Consider the following 25,694-nt stretch of genomic DNA (forward strand, 5'->3'; position numbering starts at 1 on the left):
CATATTAAGCGAGTAACTGAGAAACCGCTTTGTAACCTTGTTGAATGGTTTTTAATTTATCGTCGGTTTTATCACGTTCAACAAATCTATGTTCAACACCTGAAAGTGCAGATTGAGCGAAAATAGGCGCAAAATCTATCGTTCCCGTGCCAACATCGGCGAAATTACCTGCTTCGTCCATGTCTTTAACATGCCATAACTTAAAGCGACCTGGATGTTTTTTGAAATAGGCGAGGGGATCTTGTTTGGCTTTTACCATCCAGAACAAATCCATTTCCATGGCCATTAAGTCTTTGTCTGTTTCGTTTAACAACACATCATAAGGCAATTGCCCGTCACGCATCTCGAATTCAAACGCATGGTTATGATAAGCCAATTGGAGTCCGGCTTTATTACAGGCTTCGCCTATGCCATTACAGCGTTCGGCTAATTTTTTATAAACGTCTATGCCAGTGCCGCGCTGCTCTTCGGTTAAATATGGAATAACAATGTATTTATGACCCATTTCTAGGGCGTGATCTATGACGCCATTTACGCCACTATCGAAGTTGGTGAGTGCAATGTGTGCTGAGGGAGCGGTTAAGCCTTCGTTTTGTAAAATTGTTTTTATTTCACTGGGTTTATGATCGAAGTAACCTGCAAATTCCAGCTCTTTATAACCCACTGCGGCGACCAATTTTAACGTCGCAGGCAAACTAACGGCCATCATATCTCGAAGGGTATATAGCTGAAGACCGACCTTGGCTGATGTGGCCATCATGTTTGCCGCAAACGCGATAGAGCCGGGCATTGCCGCAAGACCCATAGCGGCAGCGCTTAGTTTGACGAAACGTCGTCGGCTAGTTTGATACTCTGCGTCGTTACGTGTGCTCAGCGCAGCAGATGCACTATGGGTAAGGTTTTTCATGTTGATTCTCCATGTGAGTGTTTAGGTCATGCTAAGCATTAGGTTTATTTAATGCACTGGCATTGATAAAAACGGTTAACGAGTTATGCGACTGTGCTTTTGGGCGCAGGCCCAGTGCTGCCACGTACAATTAATTCAAAGGGCATGATGACTTTTGGTGCTTTGGTGATCTTGCCTTCAAGTAAGTCAATTAATAACGAAACGGCGGACTGACCAAATTCCTCGGCTGGCTGGGCAATCGTGGTAAGGGGGGGATCACAAAAGGCGGAAAAAGAAATGTCATCAAATCCGGCAATCGATATATCTCGAGGAATACTCAGTCCAGCTTGCTTAAAGCATTGCATGGCACCAATGGCTGTTTCGTCGTTTTCGCAAAATACCGCACTTGGGCGATTTTTACTGGCCAAAATTTTACTCGCTGCATTGTGGCCCGACTGTAAGGTAAAGTCCCCGGGGTAGAGCAGTGATTCATCAAAGGTTAACCCAGCATCTGTTAGCGCATCTCTATATCCGGCTAACCGCTCCCGGGTTAGGGGGCTCGATTGCGGGCCTTTTATCAATGCAATTCGGCTGTGTCCTTGTTCTATTAAATGTAGGGTCATGGCTTTTGCTGCAGCACGATTATCTAGGGTGACAACGGGGCAATTAATGTCGCTCATTACTTCACACACATTTACCATCGGCAACAACTCACCAGGCTTATTCATTGATGAGTCGAACGGATTATGGGCTCTTAATTGAATCAACCCATCAGCTTGGGAGGTTTGCACCATCTTAGCGTAATTCGCTTCGATGCTTTCATCGCCTAAGGTGTTGGCTAACAATATGGCATAACCACGTTGAGCTGCCGCGATTTGCATGCCGCTAATGACACGAGCAAAAAACACGTTTGCAACTGTGGGTACCAATGCGACTAAGTTATGGGTTTTACCAGAACGAAACTTCACCGCCATTAGATTCGGCTTATAACCGACCTCATTCACCGCTAGCATGACCTTAGTACGAGTCTTGGGCGATACGCGTTCAGGTTGCTGCAATGCTCTGGATACGGTGGCAACTGACACGCCAGCCATAGTGGCAACTTGACGAATGTTACTCATATGAGGTTATTAAGGTATTTTTCATGGTTTAAATTACAAAATGTAACCGTTAGCATTTGATGTAAAAATAATACCGAAGTAATTTCAAAAATCTAGTTAAATTGTGCGATATAACATTTTATTCGTACGTTATTACCACGAATTATTAACAAATAACCATTAATTATCATACTTATTGGCAAATTCAGTTGACATAACCAAATGAAACCCGTTACATTTTAACGATATTGTACATTTGTATAACAATTGCTGTGTGCCTAAAACAGTAAGGGAGCGATTAAGTGGCAAAAATGAACAAAGTACGTATGGGGATGGTAGGAGGCGGTGAAGGCGCTTTTATTGGTGCTGTGCACCGTCATGCTTTGGCGTTAGATGGTCAAATTGAATTGGTTTGCGGGGCATTCAGTCGCGACAATCAGAATAACCAGCGTACGGGAGACAGTTTAGGTTTAGACGATAACCGTGTCTATTCCAGCTGGGAAACGTTATTAACCGCTGAACTTGCACTGCCAGAAGATGAACGTATGCAAGCGCTTATCATTGTTACCCCGAATCATTTGCATGTGCCAATTTCCATCGCGGCAATTGAAGCTGGCTTTCACGTTTTTTGTGAAAAACCGGCGGCAATATCTTTAGATGAAGCACAGGTATTAAAATCTAAACTCAAACAAAGCGATGTTTTATATGGGCTTGCGCACACCTATTTGGGCTATCCCATGGTGTGGCAAGCACAACATATGGTGACCAGTGGTTTACTTGGCAATATTCGTAAAGTGTATGTGGAATACCCACAAGGTTGGTTATCGGCGAATGAAGAAAGCCATAACAAGCAAGCGTCCTGGCGCACCGATCCTGCCCAATCTGGTGGCAGTGGTGCCATGGGCGATATAGGTACACATGCTTTCGGTTTAGTCGAATTCGTATTGCAGCAGCAGGTAACGTCGCTTTGCGCTGATCTGCAAACCCATGTTGATGGCCGCAGATTAGATGACGACGGTGCTGCACTTATTCGTACCGATGGCGGCGCGAGTGGTGTGTTGATTGCCAGTCAAGTGTGCGCCGGTGAAGAAAACGCTTTGAAAATACGAGTTTATGGTGACAAAGGCGCTATTGAGTGGCAGCAGATGGAGCCTAATTCTATTATTCATCGTCCTTTAGGTGAACCTTATCGCGTATTCCGTGCAGGAATGGGGCAACCAGGTTTATGTGAAGACGCATCTGCGCGATGCCGTACACCTGCGGGTCACCCAGAAGGATATTTAGAAGCGATGGCTAACTTATATGGCTATTTTGCCAAGGCCATTAACGCTGCAAAAGCGGCTGAACTGACGATAAGTGAACTTGGAAAAGCCCCTGGCGTACCGGGGATCGATTCGGGCTTGAGGGGAATGGCGTTTATTGACGCTATGCTCACCAGTAGCGACAGCGAAACCAAGTGGCACTCCGTACCTAATACTAAATAAACGATTACTGCATAAGCGCGTAATCAGTAAGCCGCTTAGCGGATTACATAAGCCGAACAATAAAGGAGATAAGCAATGCCAGCGATCAAAGGCCCTGGGATATTTTTAGCCCAGTTCATGGGCGATGAAGCGCCATTTAATAGTTTAGAGTCGATTGCGACTTGGGCAGCATCGTTAGGCTATAAAGGCATTCAGGTGCCTACTACTGATAATCGTATATTTGATTTGGAACGTGCGGCCAACAGTCAAGAGTACTGTGATGAAGTGATGGCCATCTGTGCAAAAGCAGGTGTGGAGATCACAGAGCTATCGACCCATTTACAAGGTCAGTTGGTTGCAGTGCATCCTGCTTATGATGAATTATTTGATAACTTTGCCCCAGAAGCATTACGCGGCAAACCAGCTCAGCGCACCGAATGGGCAATAGAGCAAATGAAGTGGGCGGCCAAGGCGAGTCAACGTTTAGGTTTAACCGCACACGCTACATTTTCTGGTGCGTTTTTATGGCACCTAGCTTATCCATGGCCACAACGACCAGCAGGTCTAGTTGAGCAAGGGTTTGCAGAGCTGGCAAAACGTTGGTTACCTATTTTAGATGCGTTTGATGACGCGGGTGTGGACGTTTGTTATGAAATTCACCCAGGCGAAGATTTACATGATGGAGCCTCGTTTGAGCTGTTTTTGGCTGCGGTGAACAATCACCCTCGGGCCAATATCTTATTCGACCCAAGCCATTTTGTGTTGCAACAACTGGATTATCTGGCGTTTATCGATTTGTACCATGAGCGTATCAAGATGTTTCACGTAAAAGACGCGGAGTTTAATCCTAATGGTCGTTCAGGGGTATACGGCGGCTATCAAGACTGGAAGGAGCGTCCAGGACGCTTTCGCTCTCTGGGCGATGGACAAGTGGACTTCAATGGGATCTTCAGCAAATTGACGCAATACGGTTTTGAAGGTTGGGCGATACTCGAATGGGAGTGCTGCTTGAAAGATTCAAACCAAGGTGCAGCAGAGGGCGCACCGTTTATTGCCAAGCATATTATTACCCCAGCTGGGCGTGCATTTGATGATTTTGCCGGAGCAAGTAGTGACGAGCAACGTAATCGTCGAATTTTGGGATTATAACAAGGTAAAGGCAGTATGAACGGGCGTGAGCGCTGGTGAATACCGCATAGAAATGATGAGTCGGCGCAGACACAAGCTCGCCAGTGCCATAATCAAGGGTTAACAAATGAATACGATAACAACGCGATTAAGCGTGATGATGTTCCTGCAGTTTTTTATCTGGGGTGGTTGGTTTGTAACCTTAGGTACTTTCTTAGCCAATACCTTACAAGCATCCGGTGGCGAGATTGGTATGGCTTTTTCGACTCAGTCATGGGGAGCGATTATTGCGCCGTTTGTGATTGGTTTGATTGCTGACCGATACTTTAACGCCGAGCGTATTCTGGGTGTGCTGCATTTGATTGGCGCCGTATTGTTGTATTGCTTATATCAGGCAGCAGATTTTGAAGCGTTCTACCCATTTGTGCTAGCGTACATGATTGCCTATATGCCCACGTTGGCCTTAGTTAATTCGGTCTCATTTGCCCAAATGGACAATCCGTCTAAGCAGTTCGGTAAAATTCGAGTGTGGGGCACAGTGGGCTGGATCGTTGCCGGTTTGGCGATCAGCTATGCGTTTTCATGGGATTCAAAGCAAGCGATTGAAGATGGCATGTTACGCAATACATTTTTACTGTGTGCCGGCGCGTCATTAATACTCGGCTTATTTAGTTTTACTCTGCCCAAAACCCCCCCTAAAAGTGCCGGTGAGCGCGTTGGTCTAAAAGAAGTACTTGGCCTTGATGCCTTGGCATTGTTAAAAGACCGAAATTTCTTAGTGTTCTTTTTATCCTCAGTGCTGATTTGTATTCCATTGGCGTTTTATTACCAAAATGCCAATCCGTTTTTAACGGAAATTGGTGTGGATAACGCCACGGGCAAAATGACCTTAGGTCAGGTGTCAGAAGTATTATTTATGTTAGCGTTACCGATCTTTTTAAACCGTTTCGGCATCAAAATTACGTTATTGATCGGTATGTTGGCTTGGGTTGTGCGCTACGCGCTATTTGCCTACGGCGATGCGGATGGCGGTATTGCCTTATTGCTTGTGGGTATCGCGTTGCACGGTATTTGTTACGACTTCTTCTTTGTTTCAGGGCAAATCTACACAGATTCAAAAGCCGGTGACAAAATAAAAAGCGCTGCACAAGGATTAATCACATTAGCCACTTACGGGGTGGGTATGCTGATCGGTTTTTGGGTGGCTGGGCAGATTACCGAAAAATACACAAATGGATCAACGCACTCATGGATCGACATTTGGTTATTCCCTGCTGCGTTTGCCCTAGTCGTGTTCGTTATTTTTATGTTTACATTTAAGGATGAAAAGGTATCAGCTAATGAATAATCCTCGTCGAAGCATGCTTAAAGGCATGGCGTTAACCAGCGCCGCATTAGCCGCGGGCACTGTGGTAAGTGGCTGCGCTAGTACAGCCAAAGAAGCAGGTAAGGCGGCAATGCCGCATTATAAAGGTAATATCAATCATTCAGTTGCACGCTGGACATACGGTGATTTATCCGTTGAAGAGCTGTGCCAAGTGGTTAAATCATTAGGCTTCTCTGCTATCGATTTAATCGGCCCTGATGAGTGGCCAATATTAAAACGTTACGGCATTGACTCGTCTATGTGTAACGGCGCTGAGCTTAATTTGGTCGATGGGTTTATTCATCCTCAGTTTCATGACGAGCTAGAAAAACGTTATCTCAAGCACATCGATTTAGTTGCTGAAGCCGGATACAAGAACCTCATTTGCTTTAGTGGTAATGCCCGTGGCATGAGCAAAGAGCAAGGATTGAAAAACGCCGTCGCGGGACTTAAGCGGATCATGCCCTACGCAGAAGAAAAAGGTGTGATCATTCAAATGGAGTTGTTCAACAGTCGAATCGATCATCCAGATTGTATGGCTGATAGCTCCCAGTGGGGGGTTGCTTTGTGCAAAGCCTTAGGATCGCCTAACTTCAAATTGTTGTTTGATATCTATCACATGCAAATTAATGAAGGCGATATTATTCGCACCATTCAAGATCATCATCAGTACTTTGGCCATTATCACACCGCAGGTGTGCCAGGACGCCATGAAATAGGCGATAACCAAGAGCTTTATTATCCGGCAATCGCTCGGGCGATTAAAGATGTTGGTTTTAGCGGCTATCTCGCTCAGGAGTTTATACCCACCCCTGAAACCAAAATAGGCAAAATCGAATCGTTACGCGATGCAATTAAAATCTGTGATGTTTAACCCTATTGGGTCATCACACAGCAAGTAATTAGGGACCAAAAATGGCAAATAATCATTATGACGCAATCGTCGTTGGCTCAGGTATCAGCGGTGGTTGGGCAGCAAAAGAGTTAACTGAAAAAGGGCTTAAAGTGTTAATGCTTGAACGTGGCAGAAACATTGAGCATATCAAAGACTATACCAACGCCCATAAAGAAGCGTGGGATTATCCGCATCGTGGCGAACGCACCCAAGAGATGATTGAAAATTATCCGGTTCTGAAACGTGATTACCCTTTGAATGAACCGACGCTTGGTATGTGGGCAAACGAAAAAGACAGCCCCTACGTCGAAGAAAAACGTTTTGATTGGTATCGCGGTTATCACGTAGGTGGACGCTCGTTAACTTGGGGTCGTCAGAGTTACCGTTTGAACAAAGAAGATTTTCAAGCGAACGGCAAAGAAGGTATCGCGGTTGATTGGCCAATTCGTTATGAAGACGTGTCGCCTTGGTATGATTACGTAGAACGTTTCGCTGGCATCAGTGGTAGCCGCGACGGGTTAGATGTGTTGCCCGACGGTCAGTACCAAATGCCTATGCCCCTGAACTGCGTAGAAAAAGACGTCGCAGCTAGAATTCAAAAGTCCTTTAAAGGTCAGCGTCACTTGATCCCTGGGCGTACGTCGAACATGACCGAGCCGAAGCCGAAAGAAGGGCGGACTAACTGTCAATATCGTAATAAATGTTGGTTAGGTTGTCCGTTTGGTGGCTATTTCAGTACTCAGTCATCGACCTTACCGGCGGCAGTGAAAACCGGTAACTTAACGGTTCGTCCGCATTCAATCGTGACCGAAATTTTGTATGACAAAGATAAAAAGCGCGCAACAGGCGTGGCCATCATTGATGCAGAAACGAACGAAACCTATGAATTCACGAGTAAAATATTGTTTGTGAATGCTTCGTCGTTTAACTCGACTTGGTTGTTGATGAATTCAGCCACTGACATTTGGGATGGTGGTTTGGGTAGTAGCAGTGGCGAATTAGGCCACAATGTTATGGATCACCATTTCAGAATCGGTGCTCATGCCATGGTCGATGGTTATGAAGACAAATATCACTATGGTCGTCGCCCAAGTGGTTTCTACGTACCACGTTTTCGTAACTGGGGCGGGGATAAGCGTGATTATGTGCGAGGTTTTGGTTACCAGGGCTCTGCAAGCAGACAAGGTTGGGGACGTGACGTAGCCGAAATGGGCATTGGTGCTAATCTGAAAAATGCGGTGAGTGAACCAGGCTCTTGGCAGATTGGCATGACTGCATTTGGTGAAATGTTACCCGATCACAGCAACCGAATTTTCTTGGATCCGAACAAACGTGATAAATGGGGATTACCTGTTTTAGCCATGGATGTAGAGATAAAAGAAAACGAGAAGCGCATGCGTAAAGACATGATGCAGGATGCTATCGACATGTTCGAAGCGGCCGGCATGAAAAATGTACAAGGTTACGATGCCGATTATTTCCCAGGCCAGGGCATTCACGAAATGGGGACGGCGCGTATGGGCCGAGATCCTAAAACATCTGTGTTAAACGGTAATAACCAAGTATGGGATGCGTTAAACGTGTTTGTTACTGATGGTGCGTGTATGACCTCGGCTTCGTGTGTTAATCCTTCTTTAACTTACATGGCGTTAACCGCTCGTGCGGCAGACTTCGCAGTTGAAGAGCTGAAAAAAGGGAACCTGTGATCATGAGTATGAACAGACGTGACTTATTAAAAATGATAGCCGCTGCCACAGGCACGGCGTTTATCAGTAGCAATGCCATGGCATACGTTACACTTCCGATGAAAAGCCTTAGTCAAACGGACTTTTCTAAAGATGACGTGGCTTTTTTCAACGAAGTAGGGGAAGTGATTATTCCTCGCACTGACACCCCTGGGGCAAAAGACGCTAATGTGGGTCTGATGATGGCCGTTATGGTTACCGACTGTTATACCCCTGCCCAGCGTAAAGCGTTCACTGAGGGAATGGCGTCAATCAAAAAACTGGCTAAGTCTACTTACGGCAAAGACTTTTTGTTATTAAGTGGTGAAGAACGCGCCGCTTTGTTGGCATCGCTGGACGATGAGGCCGGCGTGTTTAACAAGAAACAGGAGCTTGCCAGTAAAGACCTTAAAGACGAAGACAAGCCGTTACCACATTCGTTTACACTGATTAAACAGTTAACCCTGTTCACCTTTTTCACCTCTGAAGTCGGGGCCAATAAAGTGCTGCGTTATGTGGCCATTCCCGGGCGTTATGACGGTGATTTCCCGTATAAAAAAGGCGACAAAGCCTGGGCTACATAAGCTTTCAAGGCTTTATTTAACAGATTGGAGCTAAGGTACGATGGGCGTTATTTGCCTATTTTATCGCTAAGAAAATTGACTTCCCTGGCAATTATTTGAACAGGGAAGCAATGCTCAGCAGAAAATGAACTTAACCAACACGGATTACCCCATGAAGCGATATAAAAACCTGATCAACGTCACGTTACTTCTAGCCAGTTCAGTGGCTATCAGCAGCTATGCTCAAGCAGAGCAGAGTCAGGCTGAGCGTGAGAAATTGGCCCAGAAAACCGAAGTTTGGGAACCGGTACCTGCAAGCGTATCAACACCGGTTGGCAAAGCACCGTCGGACGCTATTGTGTTATTTAGTGGTGATGACTTAAACGCGTGGGAAGCGCTTAAGGGGGGCGATGCGCCTTGGAGCATTGGCGGTGACGTATTAACGGTTAAACCTGGTACGGGTGATATTAAAACTAAGCAAAATTTCTGTGATGTACAATTACACATGGAATGGCGTACACCGCCCCAAGTAGAAGGCATGAAGGGGCAGCAGCGTAATAATAGCGGTGTTTTCTTTCAGCAGCGTTATGAAGTACAAGTGCTTGACTCATATGACAATCCAACTTATGCAAACGGTCAAGCCGGCAGTGTATACAAACAAACTATCCCTCTTGCAAACGCTATGCGCCCAGCAGGTGAGTGGCAGTACTATGACATTATTTACACAGCGCCACGTTTTGAAGGTAAAGCGCTCAGCCAGCCAGGATACGTAACTGTGATGCATAACGGTGTGTTGTTACAAAACCACACTGAGATACAAGGCAAAACAGAATGGATTGGTGCACCTAGCTACGAAGCCCATGGTTGTGCCCCATTGCAGTTACAGGACCACGGTAATTTAGTGAGTTTTAGAAACATCTGGGTACGTGAGCTATAAATCGCTAGTTTGTTAGATTAAGTATTTTACAAGGGCCGCATTTGCGGCTCTTTTTTCATCTACTCAATGCGACTACTTGAACAGTTGTGCCGTTATTGAGTCGAGAACAGTAAGTCACGCTATTTTACGGTGTATTCCTAAAATAGCGAGAAATAGTAAGGTAAACCGATTTCATTTTTTTATGGTGTTGCTGCTAATGCTCTAGTATAGTTTTGTGCATGTTAGCTTTTAATTTGAGCGTAAAGTTGACGGTTTTACCTTGATGTTTTGTTTTACATACAAGAATGAAGCGTGACGTTAACGCTAAAAAACGCCCACCTCTATTAGCAAGGGTGAGTGTTAGATTTCAACAAATGTGTGAAGGATAATAAATGAACTACTCACTCCACCCCATTGATTTGGGGGTGTTTATTGTATACGCCATCGGCTTATTGGCGATCGCTTTATGGATTTCTCGCGACGAGAAATCCCATGATAGAACAACCCAAGATTATTTCTTGGCCAGCAAATCACTACCGTGGTGGGCTATAGGCGCGTCTTTAATTGCGGCGAATATTTCTGCAGAACAAATTATCGGTATGTCAGGTTCGGGGTTTGCATTGGGGTTGGGTATAGCATCATATGAATGGATGGCCGCTATTACCTTGATCCTGGTGGGTAAATACTTATTACCTATCTTTCTTAAAAATGGCATTTACACCATGCCGCAATATTTAGAGCAGCGTTTCGATAGTCGGGTAAAAACGACGTTGGCATTGTTTTGGTTAGGGGTGTTTATTTTCGTTAATTTGACATCTGTATTGTGGCTTGGGGGGCTGGCGATTCAAAGTGTGGCTGGCATTGATTGGCTATATGGCATGATTTTCCTTGCTATATTTTCGGTTGCCTATTCCACTTACGGTGGACTTAAGGCTGTGGCTTACACCGATATTATTCAGGTTGTGTTATTGGTTTTTGGTGGCTTCTTCTTAAGTTATTTGGCGTTACAGCAAATATCTGGTGGAGAAGGCGTGATCAAAGGATTCAGTATATTGACCGAAAAAGTACCTGGGCATTTCGATATGATTTTAAGCCCAGATAACAGTGAATATATGAACCTACCAGGTATCTCAGTACTCGTGGGTGGTTTGTGGGTGATGAATGTGGGTTATTGGGGTTTTAATCAATACATTATTCAGCGGGCCTTGGCGGCAAAAAGTATTCAAGAAGCACAAAAAGGCATCGCATTTGCAGCCTATTTAAAAATGCTAATGCCTATTATTGTGGTGCTGCCGGGTATTGCTGCGGTGATACTATTTCCTGAGATTGAAAAACCTGACCAGGCGTACCCATCTATGATGTCATTGATGCCTGTAGGCATTAAAGGTTTGGTATTTGCGGCATTAGTCGCGGCGATCATCTCATCGTTAGCATCGATGACCAACAGTATATCCACTATATTTACCATGGATCTCTATCGTCCTATGCGCCAAGGTAAAGATGAGAATCACTATGTTAATGTGGGCCGTTTGGCCACGGTTACATCGCTTTTTATTGCGGTTTGTGTGGCACAGCCTTTGATTGGTCAATCTGAACAGGCGTTCCAATATATTCAAGAATTTACTGGGCTATTCTCTCCTGGCATCACGGTTATTTTCTTGATGGGTATGTTCTGGAAACGCACCACATCAACGGGGGCTCTGGCAGCCGCTATTGGCTCTGCGCTGTTCTCTGTTTTGTTTGCTGTATTGTTACCTGAGCTGCCGTTTATGGATCGCATCGGTATTGTGTTCTTGATGTGTTTGGCATTGACCTATGTGGTGTCTTTGCAAGAATCGGCACCGAAAAACGATCATAGTGTGAGCATAAGTGACGTAAGCTTCACTACCACAAAAGGCTTTAATATTGCCGGTGTTGGTTGTGTGCTTATTCTAATCGGTTTGTACGCCACTTGGTGGTAACAGATCTATGCAAAGGGCTGTATTAACAGCCCTTTTCTTTAAGTGCTGGCAAGCACATTTCATCGTCAATGCTTTTCCCTGTGCCTAGATTAAACCTGCTGTATTTCTTCTTGTTTCCCTGTTCCAGTATTTGCCTTGTGTTCATCCGTCATCGATAAAAACCGTTTGCACTGACGTTGCGCAATACACTATTGGTAAAATCCGCTCTTCGAGGTAAACCGTTTTCATTTTTATGGTTTTTATAACGATGTTGACGTATAGTTTTAGATAACTTATTACACTACTTGAGCTTGAACTGAATGATATTACCCTTGGGCTATTTATTCACCCTGACGCGTGACGTACGTAAATTGACGGCTTTATTGTTAATAGTAGGCTTAAGTTGGGGCGTTAATGGGCATGCGCTAGCGAATACCCAACAGGTCGAGGTGAGTCAAGAGATTTGGGGGCAATACCAAGGCCAGGATATTTTACGTTTTACCCTTGAGAACCAGCAGGGGATGCAAGTCAGTGTTACCAATTGGGGGGCTTATGTCACCTCGATGATAGTGCCAGACCGAAATGGCACATTAGAAGATGTTGTGCTCGGTTACGACAGTGCCGATGCTTACGTGCAGGATTGTTGTTACAACGGTGCAACTGTGGGGCGTTATGCAAACCGTATTGCTGGCGGTCGTTTTAATATTGATGGTAAGCCAGTGCAGTTGAGCGTTAAGACTGATGGTGGTAACAAGGGCAATCACTTACATGGAGGTGATCAGGGTTTTAATAAAAAATTGTGGCACGCTGAGCAGGTAGGTGAGCGAGTTGAAATGCGCTATTTGTCAGTTGACGGTGAAGAAGGTTACCCTGGGAATGTCCAAATTAAGGTGATATTTAGTCTTAACAGTGATAATGAATTCAAAATACGTTTCAGCGCGACCAGCGATAAAAAAACACCGATCAATCTTATTTCGCATATTTATTTTAATTTAACCGGTAATCAAAAGCGCGATATTGAGCAGCATCAACTGCGCATCGCCGCAGATCGCATCGTCGAAGTAAAAGCAGGTTTATTGCCAACCGGCAACCTCATTCCTGTAACCGGTACGCCGTTTGATTTAACCTCATCCGTTACCTTGCATAAAAGCCTGACAACTGCCAATGAACAGTTGAAATTAGCCGGAGGATTGGATAAAACCTATGGTGGTTTTGATCATACTTGGGTGTTTAATCAATATGATGGTAAGTTGCGTCATCAAGGTCAGTTGTACGATCCCGACAGTGGCCGGGTGTTAGATATTTTGACTACCCAACCAGGTGTACAGGTGTACACAGGAAACTATATGAACGGCAGCGCGATAGGCAAACAGGGGCGACGGATGAAAAATCGTCACGGTATCGCCCTAGAAACCCAGCACTTTGCTGACTCTGTCAATCACGCTAATTTTCCATCAACCGTATTAGCGCCTGGCGCAACCTACACAGAATTTACCCTCTATCGATTTGGGAGCAGGCAGTAATATCCAATGGCAACCATTAAAGATGTAGCAAAACTAGCGGGGGTGTCTCCAGCCACCGTGTCTCGAGTATTGAGTTCAACCGTAGTGGTGAGTCCTAAAACCAAAACGCGAATTGAAAAAGCGATTGCTGAACTGGATTTCAGGCCCAATGCCCACGCTCGGGCGCTAGTGAGTAAAAGCACCCACACCATAGGAGTGGTGATATCCCAGTTGGCTGACCCCTTTTTTGCGCAAATGGCCAGTAGTATTGAAGACGTCGCGAAAAAGCGTAAATTCCAAGTTTTAGTGAGCACCGGTTCATTGGATGCTCAAAAGGAGCTGACGGCGATAAAAAGCTTACAGGCACAACGTTGTGAGGCTATGGTCGTCAACAGTAAAGCCCTAGCTGACGATGTATTGATTGATTTAGCCCAGCGCATTCCAGGCTTCGTATTGATCAATAAATTTATTCCTCAGATCAGCCAGCGCTGCGTCTGGTTTGACAATGTTGCTGGTGGCAAAGTGATGGCGGATTATATGGCGTCATTGGGGCATGCGAATATTGTGGTGTTATCCACTAAAGAGCGTGTCTACGATGCTACGCACAGATTAAATGGCATTCGCCAATCGCTGAGCCAACACAATATTAACTTGCCAGATCAGCATATTGCTTACGGCTCACCGGATTACGCTGGCGGACGCGAAGCGATAGAACACCTTATTGAGCAAGGCATAACGTTCACCGCTGTCTTATGTTACAACGATGCGATGGCCACAGGCGTGATATCCGCGCTGACCGATTTAGGTAGGCGTATTCCTGATGACGTGTCGATCGTGGGATTTGATGACGTGTTGTTGGCAAAGTACTGTATGCCAAAATTAACCACGGTAAAATATCCCATTGATATCATGGCACGCAAAGCCACTGAATTGGCTCTGAGTCTGATTGCTAAAGACCGGCCACTGAATCAAAGTGACAAGGATTATCAGTACAAGCCTTTTTTGGTGAAGCGTGAATCTGCCGCAAAATGTTAATGTGATGCCTGGTTAAATGCTTGCCCTACCAGACATCTCTCGCCAGCATAAAGTGGCCCTTGGATTTGGTTTTTTAGCACTATTTTTTGCTAATCAAAGCCTTAGCGCCATGGCGATCCCCTATTTTCAAATGACGTTAGGCCTTGACCCTTTTGGACTGAGCTTAGCCATTGCTGCACCTCTTATGTTCGCAGGGTTTATCAGTCAGAGCGTTGGGCGACTGTCTGATGCTATCCAGCAAAAAAAGGGCGACAGGCGCGTCATTTTGCTGGTATCCGGCGTGGTCTCTGGGTTGCTCTTTGGTGCCATATGGATGGTGCCTTATGAATGGGGCGACAATGCCACCTTACTGTATATATTGGTGCTTAATTTTTTGTTTTGTATTGGCCTGACGTTTCTCACCATAAATGTGAAGTCCTTGGCTTTTGAGGTCAGTGTCGATGTAAAGCAACGGGTTAAAGTCATGGCCTATGGCTCGTTATTTGAGCGTGCCGGCACCTTTGCCTATTTTTGGTTGTTTCCGTTGGCACAGCTGTCGTTGTGGGGCAGTGTTTACATTGGTATTCAATATGTTGGTTGGTTTATTGGGATTGTGCTAATTGGCTTTTTTAGCGTGTTCAGCGCTTGGTTTTCGGTGGCACGATCGACAAATGACAGCGTGCAAATGAGCATAGATGCCGACAGCAATCCCCTGAGTGACGAGCATGTCAGTAAAAATCCGGCTAGCACAACAACGTTATCTCACCCCCAAGTGACAGATAAAACCGTTAAGGCAGCCCTGTTTTTACTGCTCAGCCTCACCTTGATTAAATTTGGCGCCATCAGTATTTTCACTAGTCTCGATTTTTACTTATTGGTGTATTTTGTTAAAGCAGGTGATTTAGCCGCAGGGGCGTCTTGGAAAGGTATTTTGTCCTCTACTTTTGCACTTGTGACCCTATTCATGATCCCATTGTTTGCCTATTTAAGCTTAACGCTAGGTAAACTTAAAACCTTGAATATCATATACTGGACCACCGCACTGGGTGCGTTACTTAAATGGTTTATATACCAACCTGGACATGAATGGGCGGTAGTGATTGATGCATTATTGGGTGCGCCATCTTGGGTGGCAATTTCGGTGATCATACCCAGTATGCTGGCCGATTTATGTGCCTATGAACGCACAATATCGGGGCAAAATAAAATCGGTTATTTTATTTCAGTACAGAACAAAGCCATCAATTTCGCTGTCGTTATCACCATGATAGGTGCAGGGTTGCTATTAAATACCCTAGGTTTTGATGCAGATCTGGGAGCAGAGCAAGATCCCGACAGTCTATTATGGATGCGTATTTGTTTATCCGGTGGGCCGCTGTTACTGTGTTTTGTGTCGTTATATATAGTCAAAATTTATCCCTTAACTGAACAGCAAATGGCATCTAGCCAAGCTAAAAAAGCCTTAGGCCAAACGTAAAATGAGCGTGTGTTATGCCAACGATTAAAGATATTGCCAAAGCCGCCGGTGTGTCACCGGCCAGCGTTTCCCGCGTGATCAATAACGGGCCGAAAGTGGGTGCCAAAACCCGTGAGAAAATCAAACGTATCATGGGCGAGATGGAATACCAGCCTAACGCGAATGCCCAAGCGATCAACGTACAGAATAATGCGTCGATTGGTATCGTGCTGGCTGATTTAACCGACCCACTGTTTGCTAAAATGGCCCATGGTATAGAGAAAGTTGCGGCGCAAAAAGATCTGCAAATTTTTCTTAATTCTGGTGCATTTGACCAAACCAGTGAACTTAATGCCATAGAAGTATTGCTTGAACATAGATACAAGGCATTAGTGGTGCACAGCGCCATGATTGACGATAAAACCCTGATTGAATTTGCACGAAAAGTTCCTGGTTTAGTACTGCTTAATCGGCACATTAAAGAGATTGAAAGCCGTTGTATTTGGCTAGACGATAAGGCCGGGGGCGGTTTAATGGCCGAGCATATTGTTGAGCAAGGCCATAAAAAAATAGCCATTATTGCTGTCGACGGTATTCAAAACAACACACGTCATCGAATAGAAGGCATGAAGGCGCAACTCGCTAAGTATCCCGTGCATTATCAAATTGAAGTGCTTGAGCAGGGGGCTGCGACCTACGAAGGGGGGGAAGTTGCGGTGCAAAACCTATTGGCGAGAGGAGTGGAGTTTAGTGCCATTTTAGCTTACAACGATGCTATCGCCGTAGGTGCGGTGTCCATGCTCAAAGCGCATGGCCTAAGCGTACCGGACGATGTCTCCGTGGTTGGTTTTAATAACCTAATCTTGGCCCAGTGCATGAAGCCGAAACTGACAACCATTCATAATCCTATTGAAGAAATGGCCATGAAAGCCACCGAGCTGGCTTTGCGCCTGAGTAAAGGTGAGGGAACTGACGTAGCTTCATTTTCAATCGAAGAGCATCAATACACACCTGAATTAGTGATAAGGCAGTCAGTCAAACGGATTGACTGATTCTAAGCTCAATATGCATGTGATTATTATCCTCTTATCTCATCCCACTCCCAAATAGAGCCACAATGGCGTAGCGGTCATTGTGGTTGTTCTCACGCTCATTCTAAGAATTCGACTAAACCGATTTAATGTTAATTATTTTAATGTATTAGCTTGTCATTTAAGGTAAACCGTTATCATTTGTTTTCATTTTTATATTTTTTGGTTAATTATTATTACCTTTGACCTAATGAAATTTCGTTATTTATCAGTGTTTTATTATCAAATGTTAAACGTGGCATTATATCTTATAGGGAAACTGTTTTCATTTTGATGTTGAGATCTTGTTAACTGCATGCTAATTTATTTACAAGCTTAGGCTGGGTACTGCACTGAGCAAGCTAGTTTGACTGTATCGTATTTGGTATCAGATTCGACGGATGTACTGACTAGTGAGGATTGAGGGTAGCAGCGCGTTACTCATGCCTATAACGGACACACACGACAAGAATTTTCGGAGAACGAAATGAAGGCCAGCACACAACACACAATTTTAGCATCTGCGGTTTCAATGATACTTAGCACTGGGCAATTATGGGCTCAGGAAAATGCACCTGCAACTGGGGCGAGTGAAGATATTGAGCAGATTTCGGTTGTTGGTATACGTTCAAGTATTGCCAGCTCTGTGGCACGCAAACAAGAGTCCGGCCAAATGGCTGATGTCATCACTGCTGAGGACATCGGTAAGTTCCCTGACTTGAACGTAGCAGAATCGTTGCAGCGGATCCCGGGAATTCAAATTTCGCGTTCGCGGGGTGAGGCGTCAGGTGTATCAATTCGTGGACTTGATGAAGTTGCAACCTTACTCAACGGACGTAACTATTTCGGTGGTGGTTCTGAGTTAAGTATAAATCGATTTGCCAGCTTCGAAGATATTCCAGCAGAACTGGTGGGCTCAGTTGTGGTGTATAAATCCGTATCGGCAGACATTCTAGAAGGTGGCATAGGTGGTGTGGTTGATATTGAGCGCACCGATGCCTTAAGTCTAAGCGGCCCTACCATTGCGGGCAGCTTTAAAGAGCATTATGGCGATTTATCTAAAAAGTGGTCACCTCGCGGGTCTTTAGTCGCGGGTAACATTTGGGACTACGGTAATAGTGGTGGCGAAATTGGCGTTATCTTTGGGGTATCGTATTTAGAACGTGAGTACCGTGAAGACTTAGTGCGCAATTCAAGCTCGACGCCCATAGTGGGTGATTTTCTCGGAGGTAGCGCACCTGAAGGAGCTAAAACCAGTGCGTCACTTAACTCTTCACCTGCATGGGGCGATAGAGAGCGAACTGTGTATTCATTAGGTGTGGATATTTCACTGAATAGCGATACCAAGTTTTATTTTGATTCTGGTTATACCAACTACACAACGACTCAATTTCGTCAGGAATTTGTCTGGGCTTTCGACGGCAGCAATGTGGTTGATGCAGACTTTTCGAACATGGACGAAAACCACTTATATCCTGCATCTGTGGCCTTAAGCGACATGGATTTTGATGCGTTAAGCATGGTCGACAACCGTAAAACTAAAACATACGATTTAGCCACAGGGTTTGAAACGGTGGCGGGGCCGTGGAGCATTGAGGGGGAAGTCAGTTACGTTAATACTGATAACGATACTAACTTCCACAATACCAGAATTCGCGATGACTGGGATGCCTTACCCGTTACTGTTAATAATAGTGGTTCGCCCAGTCAGCCGCCGTCTTTTGACTTTGGGAATTTTAATGTTGCCGACGAAAATAATTATGACATAGTGCAGTGGCGTCATGAGAGTCGTCAACTTAAAGCCGATGAGTCAGCGGCGAAATTAGACGTTGACTATGCGTTTGAAGACGGCATGATCCGCTCAATTGAAGCGGGTTTACGCTTCGCAAATTTAGGCACCACCAAGAATATACAGAACAACCATATATTTGATGCTTCCGGGGCGACGTATGGTAGTGACGACCCGCTAAATTTAGTGGAACCCAGTGTATGGGACAACTTTATGGATGAGTATGACGGCGCGAATTTCCCCAACGGTTATGTGGCAGTAAACCCCGATTATTTGTTATCACGCAATGATGAAATTCGCGACTATTACGGTTTTACCGGTCAGTCGGAAACAGAAAACCCACGGGACTCTTTTGACTATGAAGAAAAGGTATCGGCCTTTTATGTTAAAGCGAATTTCGAAACCGAAGTTGGCGGTTTGTTTGTCAGTGGGGATTTGGGTGGTCGCTATGTGCAAACCGACACTACGGCTGATTACTTCTTTGACACCGGCAATACTGAGCAAAGCGGCGCGCCGATTTATGAAGGTACAAAAAGTGCGAAGGACTACAGTGAATTTTTACCTTCATTTAATGTGAAAGTTGAATTAAATGAAGAGCTGTTAGTGCGTGTGGCGGGCTCAAAAACCTTTTCACGGCCGCATTTTGGAGATTTAGCTCCATCATTGAATCTCAACTTTGAACAAGGCCGAGGCACAGGCGGCAACCCAGACTTAGACCCCTTTACTGCTACTAATTTGGATTTGAGCCTAGAGTACTATTTCGCTAGCGGTGGCTTGGCGTCATCAACCGTTTTTTATAAAGACATAGATGGTTTCTTACAAACCTCAGAAAGTGCAGAAACCATAGGGGGAAACGATTTTGTTATCTTGCGTAAAAGTAATGGTGGTTCAGGCACTGTGCGCGGAATCGAGCTTGCTTATCAGCAATTCTTTGATTTTTTACCGGCCCCATTTGACGGCCTAGGCTTACAAGCAAACTACACCTATGTGGACTCAGACGTACCTTCGCCTAACCCTTTATTGCCTAATATTTCATTAGAAGGCCTGTCAGACAACAGTTATAACCTGGTGGCAATTTATGAAGATGATTTGGTCTCAGGACGTTTGTCTTACAACTATCGCTCTGACTTCTTAGTCTCGACTGAGGTCGCGCAAGAAGGCTTTGGGCAATTGGATTTATCTCTCGCTTATAACGTGTCAGAAAGCTTCCGTTTAACCCTTGATGCTTTGAACCTGCTACGCCGTGACCATTTTGAGTACCGTGCAGGAGACAAGTATGACCCGTATCACTGGATCGCCACTGAAAAACAAGTGCTGGTCGGTGTGTCGTATACCTTTTAATTCTGTCTGCCTAGGGGCGCATCATAGGGGCGTGTTTCCTAGGGTATCGCTAGCAGGTTAATCGGTATCGTTCCCGTAAGGAAAAGAACAGGCCACAGGACGCCATTTGTGGCTCTGTTCTTTTATTTATGACTCAGCGACATAGACGAAATATCAAGGAGCATTCATCGTGAGATGTATAAGAACAGTTACATTAGGCGCCATGACTGTGGCGTTGTGTACCGCAAACTTTGCGGTTCAAAGTGCACAAGACACAAGCAAAATGGACAGTAGGCCAAACATAGTGATGATCGTTGCCGATGATCATGGCCTAGATGCCATTGGTGCATATGGAAATCAGGTCGTGCAGACCCCCAACATAGATGCATTGGCAAAAGATGGCTCTCGGTTTGAAAATGCGTTTGCCACAGTATCGAGTTGTAGCCCAAGCCGTTCTGTCATTTTAACCGGTCAGCAAAATCATACTAATGGAATGTATGGCTTAGAGCATAAACAGCATCACTTTCGTAGCTTTGACGATGTGAAATCCTTGCCTGTCATGCTCGGTGAAAATGGTTATCGCACCGGGCGAATTGGTAAGTATCACTTAGGCCCAGAAGACGTTTATAAATTTGATCAGGTGTTGTCAAAAGGGGCGGCTAACGACATGCAATCAATTGCACGTAGCCCAGTAGAAATGGCCGATAAAAGTGCAGGGTTCATCGGAGAAAGTCAGCAGCCTTTCTTCTTATATTTTGCCAGTGATGATCCCCATCGAGGACATCCTTTTGAAACTTACCCACAACCGAATACTTTTGGTAACCGCCAACAAGGGTACCCTGGAATAACGGAAGTCGTTTATCAACCTGAAGATGTGTTAGTTCCACCTTACTTGCCTGATACACCAGCAGCCCGTAAAGAACTTGCGCAATACTATCAATCCATTTCTCGCCTTGACCAAGGAATTGGCAAACTCGTTCAGGTCCTAAAGGCACAGGGCAAATACCAAAATACCCTGATTCTGTATTTGTCAGACAATGGTATTGCTTTTCCTGGAGCCAAAACCACCTTATACGATGCCGGCATTCATCTGCCGTTAATTGTTAAAGCGCCAGGCGTTATTCAACCGTCTGAAGGTTGTGCCCAAGATGCACAGCTATGCACTTCTCATGAGCAAATGGTGTCTTGGGTCGACTTAACACCCACTATTTTAGATTACGCAAACGTGTCGCGATCAGGGGCAGAAATTCAAGGAAAATCATTTAAACCCGTGATTGAAAGCGATCAAAAATCCGGCTGGGATCAAGTATTTGCTTCGCACACTATGCATGAGGTGATGATGTATTACCCCATGCGTATGGTACGAACCAAAGATTACAAATTGATCTGGAATATTGCCAACGGCTTGAGTTATCCCTTTGCTGCGGACTTGCAGCAGTCCTTGATTTGGCAAGATGTGCTTCGCCGCGGAATCACTCAATACGCGGGTCGCCAAATCGAGGACTTTTTACACCGTCCAGAGTTTGAGTTGTTTGATATGAAGAACGACCCACAAGAGTTACACAATTTAGCTTATTTAGCGCAATTTCATGAATTACGCGCACAGCTCACATTGCAACTTAAAACTTTTGAACAAAATACTGATGATCCTTGGCTTAGCAAATGGCAATACGAGTGAAGGGCATAAATCAATATCAGTTAATCGGCTTAGTAATACTTTAGGACTCACAAACAATGAAATTATTTAATACCGCGCTAGCACGTTATTCAGCATTACTTGTAGGCTGCTCATCTTTGCTCGTTGGCTTTTCGACTCACGCAGAGCAAAGTTCAACTGCTCAGAAACCCAATGTCATTGTGTTTTACGTGGATGATCTGGGTTATGGCGATATTTCACCAAATGGTGCAAAAGGGGTCAGTACGCCTAACTTGGATGTATTGGCAAGTAAGGGCGTAAGCTTTTCAGACGCCCACAGTACGGCTTCAACGTGCACACCTTCGCGCTATTCTTTATTAACCGGAGAGCATGGTTTTCGTCAAAATGCCGCGATTTTAGCCGGTGATGCCCCCGCGCTGATCCGTCCAGGTAAAGCAACATTACCCAGCATGTTACAAAAAGCCGGCTACACCACAGGTGTGGTGGGTAAATGGCATTTAGGCCTAGGCGATGGCTCGGTTGACTGGAACAAAGACGTTAAGCCAGGACCATTGGAAATCGGCTTTGATTACAGCTTTTTATTACCCGCTACGGGAGACAGGGTACCGACTGTGTATTTAGAAAATCACAGTGTGGTGGATCTCGAAGACACCGATCCCATTGAAGTCAGTTACGACCATAAGGTCGGTAATCGACCCACGGGTGTTGAAAATCCAGAATTGCTGCGTATGAAAGCCGATTTACAGCATAGCCAAACGATTGTTAATGGCGTCAGCCGTATTGGTAGTATGCGCGGTGGCGAAAGTGCCTTGTGGGTTGATGAGGAATTCCCCGATGTGTTTACTGAAAAAGCCGTCAATTTTATTGAGAAAAATAAAGAAGACCCGTTCTTTTTGTTCTTCTCATTTCAAGATATTCACGTTCCACGATTACCTAATGAGCGCTTCAAAGGGAAAAGTACCATGGGCCCACGTGGCGATGCCATTGTGCAAATGGATTGGATGGTCGGCAGATTGATGCAAGAGTTAACAACCCAAGGAGTTGCAGATAATACCTTGGTGATTTTCACCAGTGATAACGGACCCGTACTTGATGATGGTTATGACGACAACGCAGCAGAAATGCTTGGCGAACATACACCTGCAGGGCCCCTTAGGGGCGGAAAATACAGTATATTTGAAGGCGGCACGCGTGTTCCTATGATTGTTTACTGGCCGGGTAAAACTGCTCACACCCGCAGCAATGCGCTGATATCACAAATTGACATCTATGCCTCATTGGCCAATTTAGTTAAGCAGCCTTTGGCCGAGGAAGAAGCTATCGACAGCTTAGATGTGATGGATGCATTTTTAGGCCAAACGCAATCGGCGCGCACTTATTTACTTGAAGAGTCAGCAGGCACGGTTGCATTACGGAAAAACAATTGGAAATACATCCAAGCGATCAGTAAAGACAAAGGTTTGCCAGATTGGCTAGGTAATAAAGACATTGAAATGGGCTTTGAATTAACGCCACAGTTGTTTGATTTAACCGACGACGTTAACGAGCAAACCAATCGTGCAGGGCAATATCCTAAGTTGGTCAACGCGCTAGAGCAAAAGACCCAACAATTGATTAAAAATGGTTTCCGGCACACAAAATAAGTCGATATTCGACTGATTACTCTTAAAGCGCGGGTGCTAAGTATCTATCTCTTAGCCGAGCGCTTGATATCATCAGGAAAGTGACATGAATAAAAATCTAATAATCGCTGTAAGTTGCTTTGTCATCGCACTTTCTATGTTCAATGCCAATGCGACAACGGTGATAAGACTGTCCCCATCCGCTGATGATATGACCCCTGTTTTGGTAAAAGCACTACAAGGTACAACGGATAAAGATATTAAAATCATATTTGAAAAAGGAGAATATCGATTTTTGGCGGACTATGCCATGGAACGCTATACGACTGTTACCAATCATGACAATGGCTTAAAAAAAGTGATATTTGCTTTGGATGGTTATAACTCAGTGGAAATAGAAGGGAATGGAGCTAACTTTATTTTTCATGGTCGAGTGGCGCCTTTTCAAGTGTTTAATAGCCAGAATATAACCATTAAAAATTTGTCAATTGATTGGGATATTCCATTCACTTTTTTAGCTGAAATTATGGCGGTAAATGAAAAAGAAGGATGGCGAGATGTTAAGCCACGTAATGGTAGCCACCAGTGGGCCCTTAAAAATGGAAAAATAACCTTTCCCAATGTAGATGGTTTTACCTTTACCGAGTTGGGCAGCTCCTTACCATGGGAAGCCGATATAAAGCGCGTGTCGTTAGGTGCGATAGACTTGAAAAGCAGACCTACACACGTCGAAAAGTTAGACAATGGGTTATTACGCATATATGAAAAATTAGACAGTTACCCTCCAGTCGGCAGCTTATTCAGTTCAAAAGGGGATCGCAATGTTCATCGTTATGCCCCAGCATTTCATATGAAGAACGCCAAAAATGTAGAAATGAGTAATGTGGTCGTGCATCACGCACTAGGCATGGGTTTTCTGTTTGAACGAACCGAAGATATTGCATTACGTAAGGTGGGAGTATACTTAAGCGAAGGTAGTGATCGGGTGATTTCAACCATTGCTGATGCAACCCATTTTGCCAATTGTAAAGGACATGTGTTAATCGAAGATAGTCGCTTTGAAAACATGCTTGATGACGGCACAAATTTACGTGGTACCTATGTTATGGTTGATGAAGTCATAAACGACAAAACCCTTCGATTTAAGTTCGGCCACTTTGAGCAATTAGGTTATGAATTTGCCGCCCCTGGTGATGAAGTATGGTTGATTCAGCAGCCAAATACTGAGCGCCAACAAGTCAATATAATTAGCAAGGTAAATGTAATCAACGAAGAGTATTCAGAACTTACGTTTGAACAAACGCTACCTAAAAATTTGCAGAAGGGAGATTTGATTGAAAATAAAACTTGGTATCCTAGCTTCACCATGCGTGGAACTACGATTAAGAATAATAGAGCGAGGAACGTGGTCATTAAGACCCCGTTAAAAACAGTCATTGAAGACAACTATTTTTCTTCGATGATGGCATCAATTCTTTTTCGAGGAGAGTCTTATTTTTGGTTTGAAGCAGGTGCGGTGGGTGACGTACTTATCCAGAATAATCATTTTGAGTACAACTCCTATTACGGTGGCGAGCAAGCTGTGTTGTATATCACGCCAAGGTTAGGAAAAGTCTTCAACCAGAAACAGTTGTACGATCAAAATATTCGCTTTATTAACAATAAGATAGATACTCACGGTGGCCGAATTGTTTGGGCGGATAGGGTTGATGGAATTGTGGTCGAAAATAACAGTATCGAACGCAGTATCCACAGGGCCCAGTTGTTCCCAGATGCCCCTGTATTTGAGTTTAAAAATAGCCAAAATGTCACTCTTAAAAATAACCGCTATATTGGGGACTACAATGTCGCCGTGGTAGTGGATAAAACCTCTGGCGAAACGCTGAAGGACGATGGCTCTATCAAATAATGCTGACTCGTTCCTTGGCTTTGCAGTGCAAAGCATGTGTAGTATTAACGGCATCCCTAGCTGTTTTGCCGTGCTGGGTCTGATATAGGGTCAATATAGGTACATGTGCAAATAAGGCCCTATGTTTTTAGGCGGCTGATTTTGTTAACAGGCATCTGTTTATGCGCAGTATGCCTGTGGTGATCCCAACGGTGGTGGTAACCTAAGGGCGCATTATTTAACGAATGATAGGTATGACAATGATCAGACCTCAAATTGAATGCTTGAATTCGGTAGGATTATTTATGATTAGGTGCATCTATTAAACAGGTGTTCTTGTATAATCGTCACGGTGAAAAAACACCAATTTGTAAATTGCGCTTGTTATCTTGTCT

The 25,694-nt window shown here is 44.6% G+C and carries 18 protein-coding genes; 16 read left to right on the plus strand and 2 right to left on the minus strand.

The genetic code is table 11. The features are described 5' to 3' along the window. Positions 1–4 precede the first annotated feature (4 nt). Both GPLA_RS17645 and GPLA_RS17650 read right to left on the minus strand, forming a co-directional pair. Entirely contained in the window at positions 5–907 is a 903-nt protein-coding gene (locus GPLA_RS17645) for a sugar phosphate isomerase/epimerase family protein (RefSeq protein ID WP_007106330.1), read from the minus strand. Between the two features lie 83 nt (positions 908–990). Continuing rightward, positions 991–2,007 (minus strand): LacI family DNA-binding transcriptional regulator, encoded by a 1,017-nt coding sequence (locus GPLA_RS17650; RefSeq protein WP_007106331.1) that lies wholly within the window; start codon positions 2,005–2,007, stop codon positions 991–993. 290 nt (positions 2,008–2,297) lie between these two features. Here GPLA_RS17650 and GPLA_RS17655 point away from each other — a divergent pair, with 290 nt between their 5' ends. The 16 genes from GPLA_RS17655 (at position 2,298) to GPLA_RS17730 (ending at position 25,320) form a co-directional block, all read left to right on the plus strand. After that, a complete protein-coding gene (locus tag GPLA_RS17655; protein ID WP_040515301.1) occupies positions 2,298–3,470 on the plus strand; it encodes a Gfo/Idh/MocA family protein in 1,173 nt (390 codons plus the stop codon). Positions 3,471–3,545: 75 nt separating this feature from the next. Beyond that, on the plus strand, positions 3,546–4,598 hold the full coding sequence (locus GPLA_RS17660) for a sugar phosphate isomerase/epimerase family protein (protein WP_007106333.1): 1,053 nt from the start codon (positions 3,546–3,548) through the stop codon (positions 4,596–4,598). Between the two features lie 106 nt (positions 4,599–4,704). Further along, positions 4,705–5,925, plus strand: a complete 1,221-nt coding sequence (locus tag GPLA_RS17665) for a nucleoside permease (protein ID WP_007106334.1) — start codon at positions 4,705–4,707, stop codon at positions 5,923–5,925. After that, on the plus strand, positions 5,918–6,817 hold the full coding sequence (locus tag GPLA_RS17670; protein ID WP_007106335.1) for a TIM barrel protein: 900 nt from the start codon (positions 5,918–5,920) through the stop codon (positions 6,815–6,817). The genes GPLA_RS17665 and GPLA_RS17670 overlap by 8 nt, the downstream gene beginning before the upstream one ends. A 41-nt stretch (positions 6,818–6,858) precedes the next feature. Then, complete coding sequence (locus GPLA_RS17675; RefSeq protein WP_007106336.1) at positions 6,859–8,544, plus strand: GMC oxidoreductase; 1,686 nt, start codon at positions 6,859–6,861, stop codon at positions 8,542–8,544. Between the two features lie 2 nt (positions 8,545–8,546). Further along, positions 8,547–9,146 carry a gluconate 2-dehydrogenase subunit 3 family protein gene (locus GPLA_RS17680; protein WP_007106337.1) on the plus strand — a complete coding sequence of 200 codons (600 nt, stop codon included), beginning with the start codon at positions 8,547–8,549 and terminating at the stop codon, positions 9,144–9,146. 151 nt (positions 9,147–9,297) lie between these two features. Beyond that, positions 9,298–10,062: a 3-keto-disaccharide hydrolase gene (locus GPLA_RS17685; RefSeq protein ID WP_007106338.1), complete on the plus strand. Its 765-nt coding sequence runs from the start codon at positions 9,298–9,300 to the stop codon at positions 10,060–10,062. Between the two features lie 371 nt (positions 10,063–10,433). Continuing rightward, positions 10,434–12,002, plus strand: a complete 1,569-nt coding sequence (locus GPLA_RS17690) for a sodium/sugar symporter (RefSeq protein WP_007106339.1) — start codon at positions 10,434–10,436, stop codon at positions 12,000–12,002. A gap of 299 nt (positions 12,003–12,301) precedes the next feature. Then, entirely contained in the window at positions 12,302–13,504 is a 1,203-nt protein-coding gene (locus tag GPLA_RS17695; RefSeq protein ID WP_007106341.1) for an aldose epimerase family protein, read from the plus strand. 6 nt (positions 13,505–13,510) lie between these two features. Next, positions 13,511–14,518 carry a LacI family DNA-binding transcriptional regulator gene (locus GPLA_RS17700; protein WP_007106342.1) on the plus strand — a complete coding sequence of 336 codons (1,008 nt, stop codon included), beginning with the start codon at positions 13,511–13,513 and terminating at the stop codon, positions 14,516–14,518. A gap of 16 nt (positions 14,519–14,534) precedes the next feature. Further along, complete coding sequence (locus GPLA_RS17705) at positions 14,535–15,974, plus strand: MFS transporter (RefSeq protein WP_007106343.1); 1,440 nt, start codon at positions 14,535–14,537, stop codon at positions 15,972–15,974. A gap of 14 nt (positions 15,975–15,988) precedes the next feature. Beyond that, on the plus strand, positions 15,989–17,005 hold the full coding sequence (locus GPLA_RS17710; RefSeq protein ID WP_007106344.1) for a LacI family DNA-binding transcriptional regulator: 1,017 nt from the start codon (positions 15,989–15,991) through the stop codon (positions 17,003–17,005). Between the two features lie 505 nt (positions 17,006–17,510). After that, positions 17,511–20,153 (plus strand): TonB-dependent receptor, encoded by a 2,643-nt coding sequence (locus GPLA_RS17715; protein ID WP_007106345.1) that lies wholly within the window; start codon positions 17,511–17,513, stop codon positions 20,151–20,153. Between the two features lie 169 nt (positions 20,154–20,322). Further along, a complete protein-coding gene (locus GPLA_RS17720; RefSeq protein WP_226993147.1) occupies positions 20,323–21,810 on the plus strand; it encodes a sulfatase family protein in 1,488 nt (495 codons plus the stop codon). Positions 21,811–21,866: 56 nt separating this feature from the next. After that, entirely contained in the window at positions 21,867–23,432 is a 1,566-nt protein-coding gene (locus GPLA_RS17725) for a sulfatase family protein (RefSeq protein ID WP_007106347.1), read from the plus strand. 85 nt (positions 23,433–23,517) lie between these two features. Further along, positions 23,518–25,320, plus strand: coding sequence for a right-handed parallel beta-helix repeat-containing protein (locus GPLA_RS17730; RefSeq protein ID WP_007106348.1), 1,803 nt, complete (start codon positions 23,518–23,520; stop codon positions 25,318–25,320). Positions 25,321–25,694 lie beyond the last annotated feature (374 nt).

Origin of the sequence: Paraglaciecola polaris LMG 21857 (genome assembly GCF_000315055.1) — a bacterium.
Taxonomy (GTDB): Bacteria; Pseudomonadota; Gammaproteobacteria; order Enterobacterales; family Alteromonadaceae; genus Paraglaciecola; species Paraglaciecola polaris.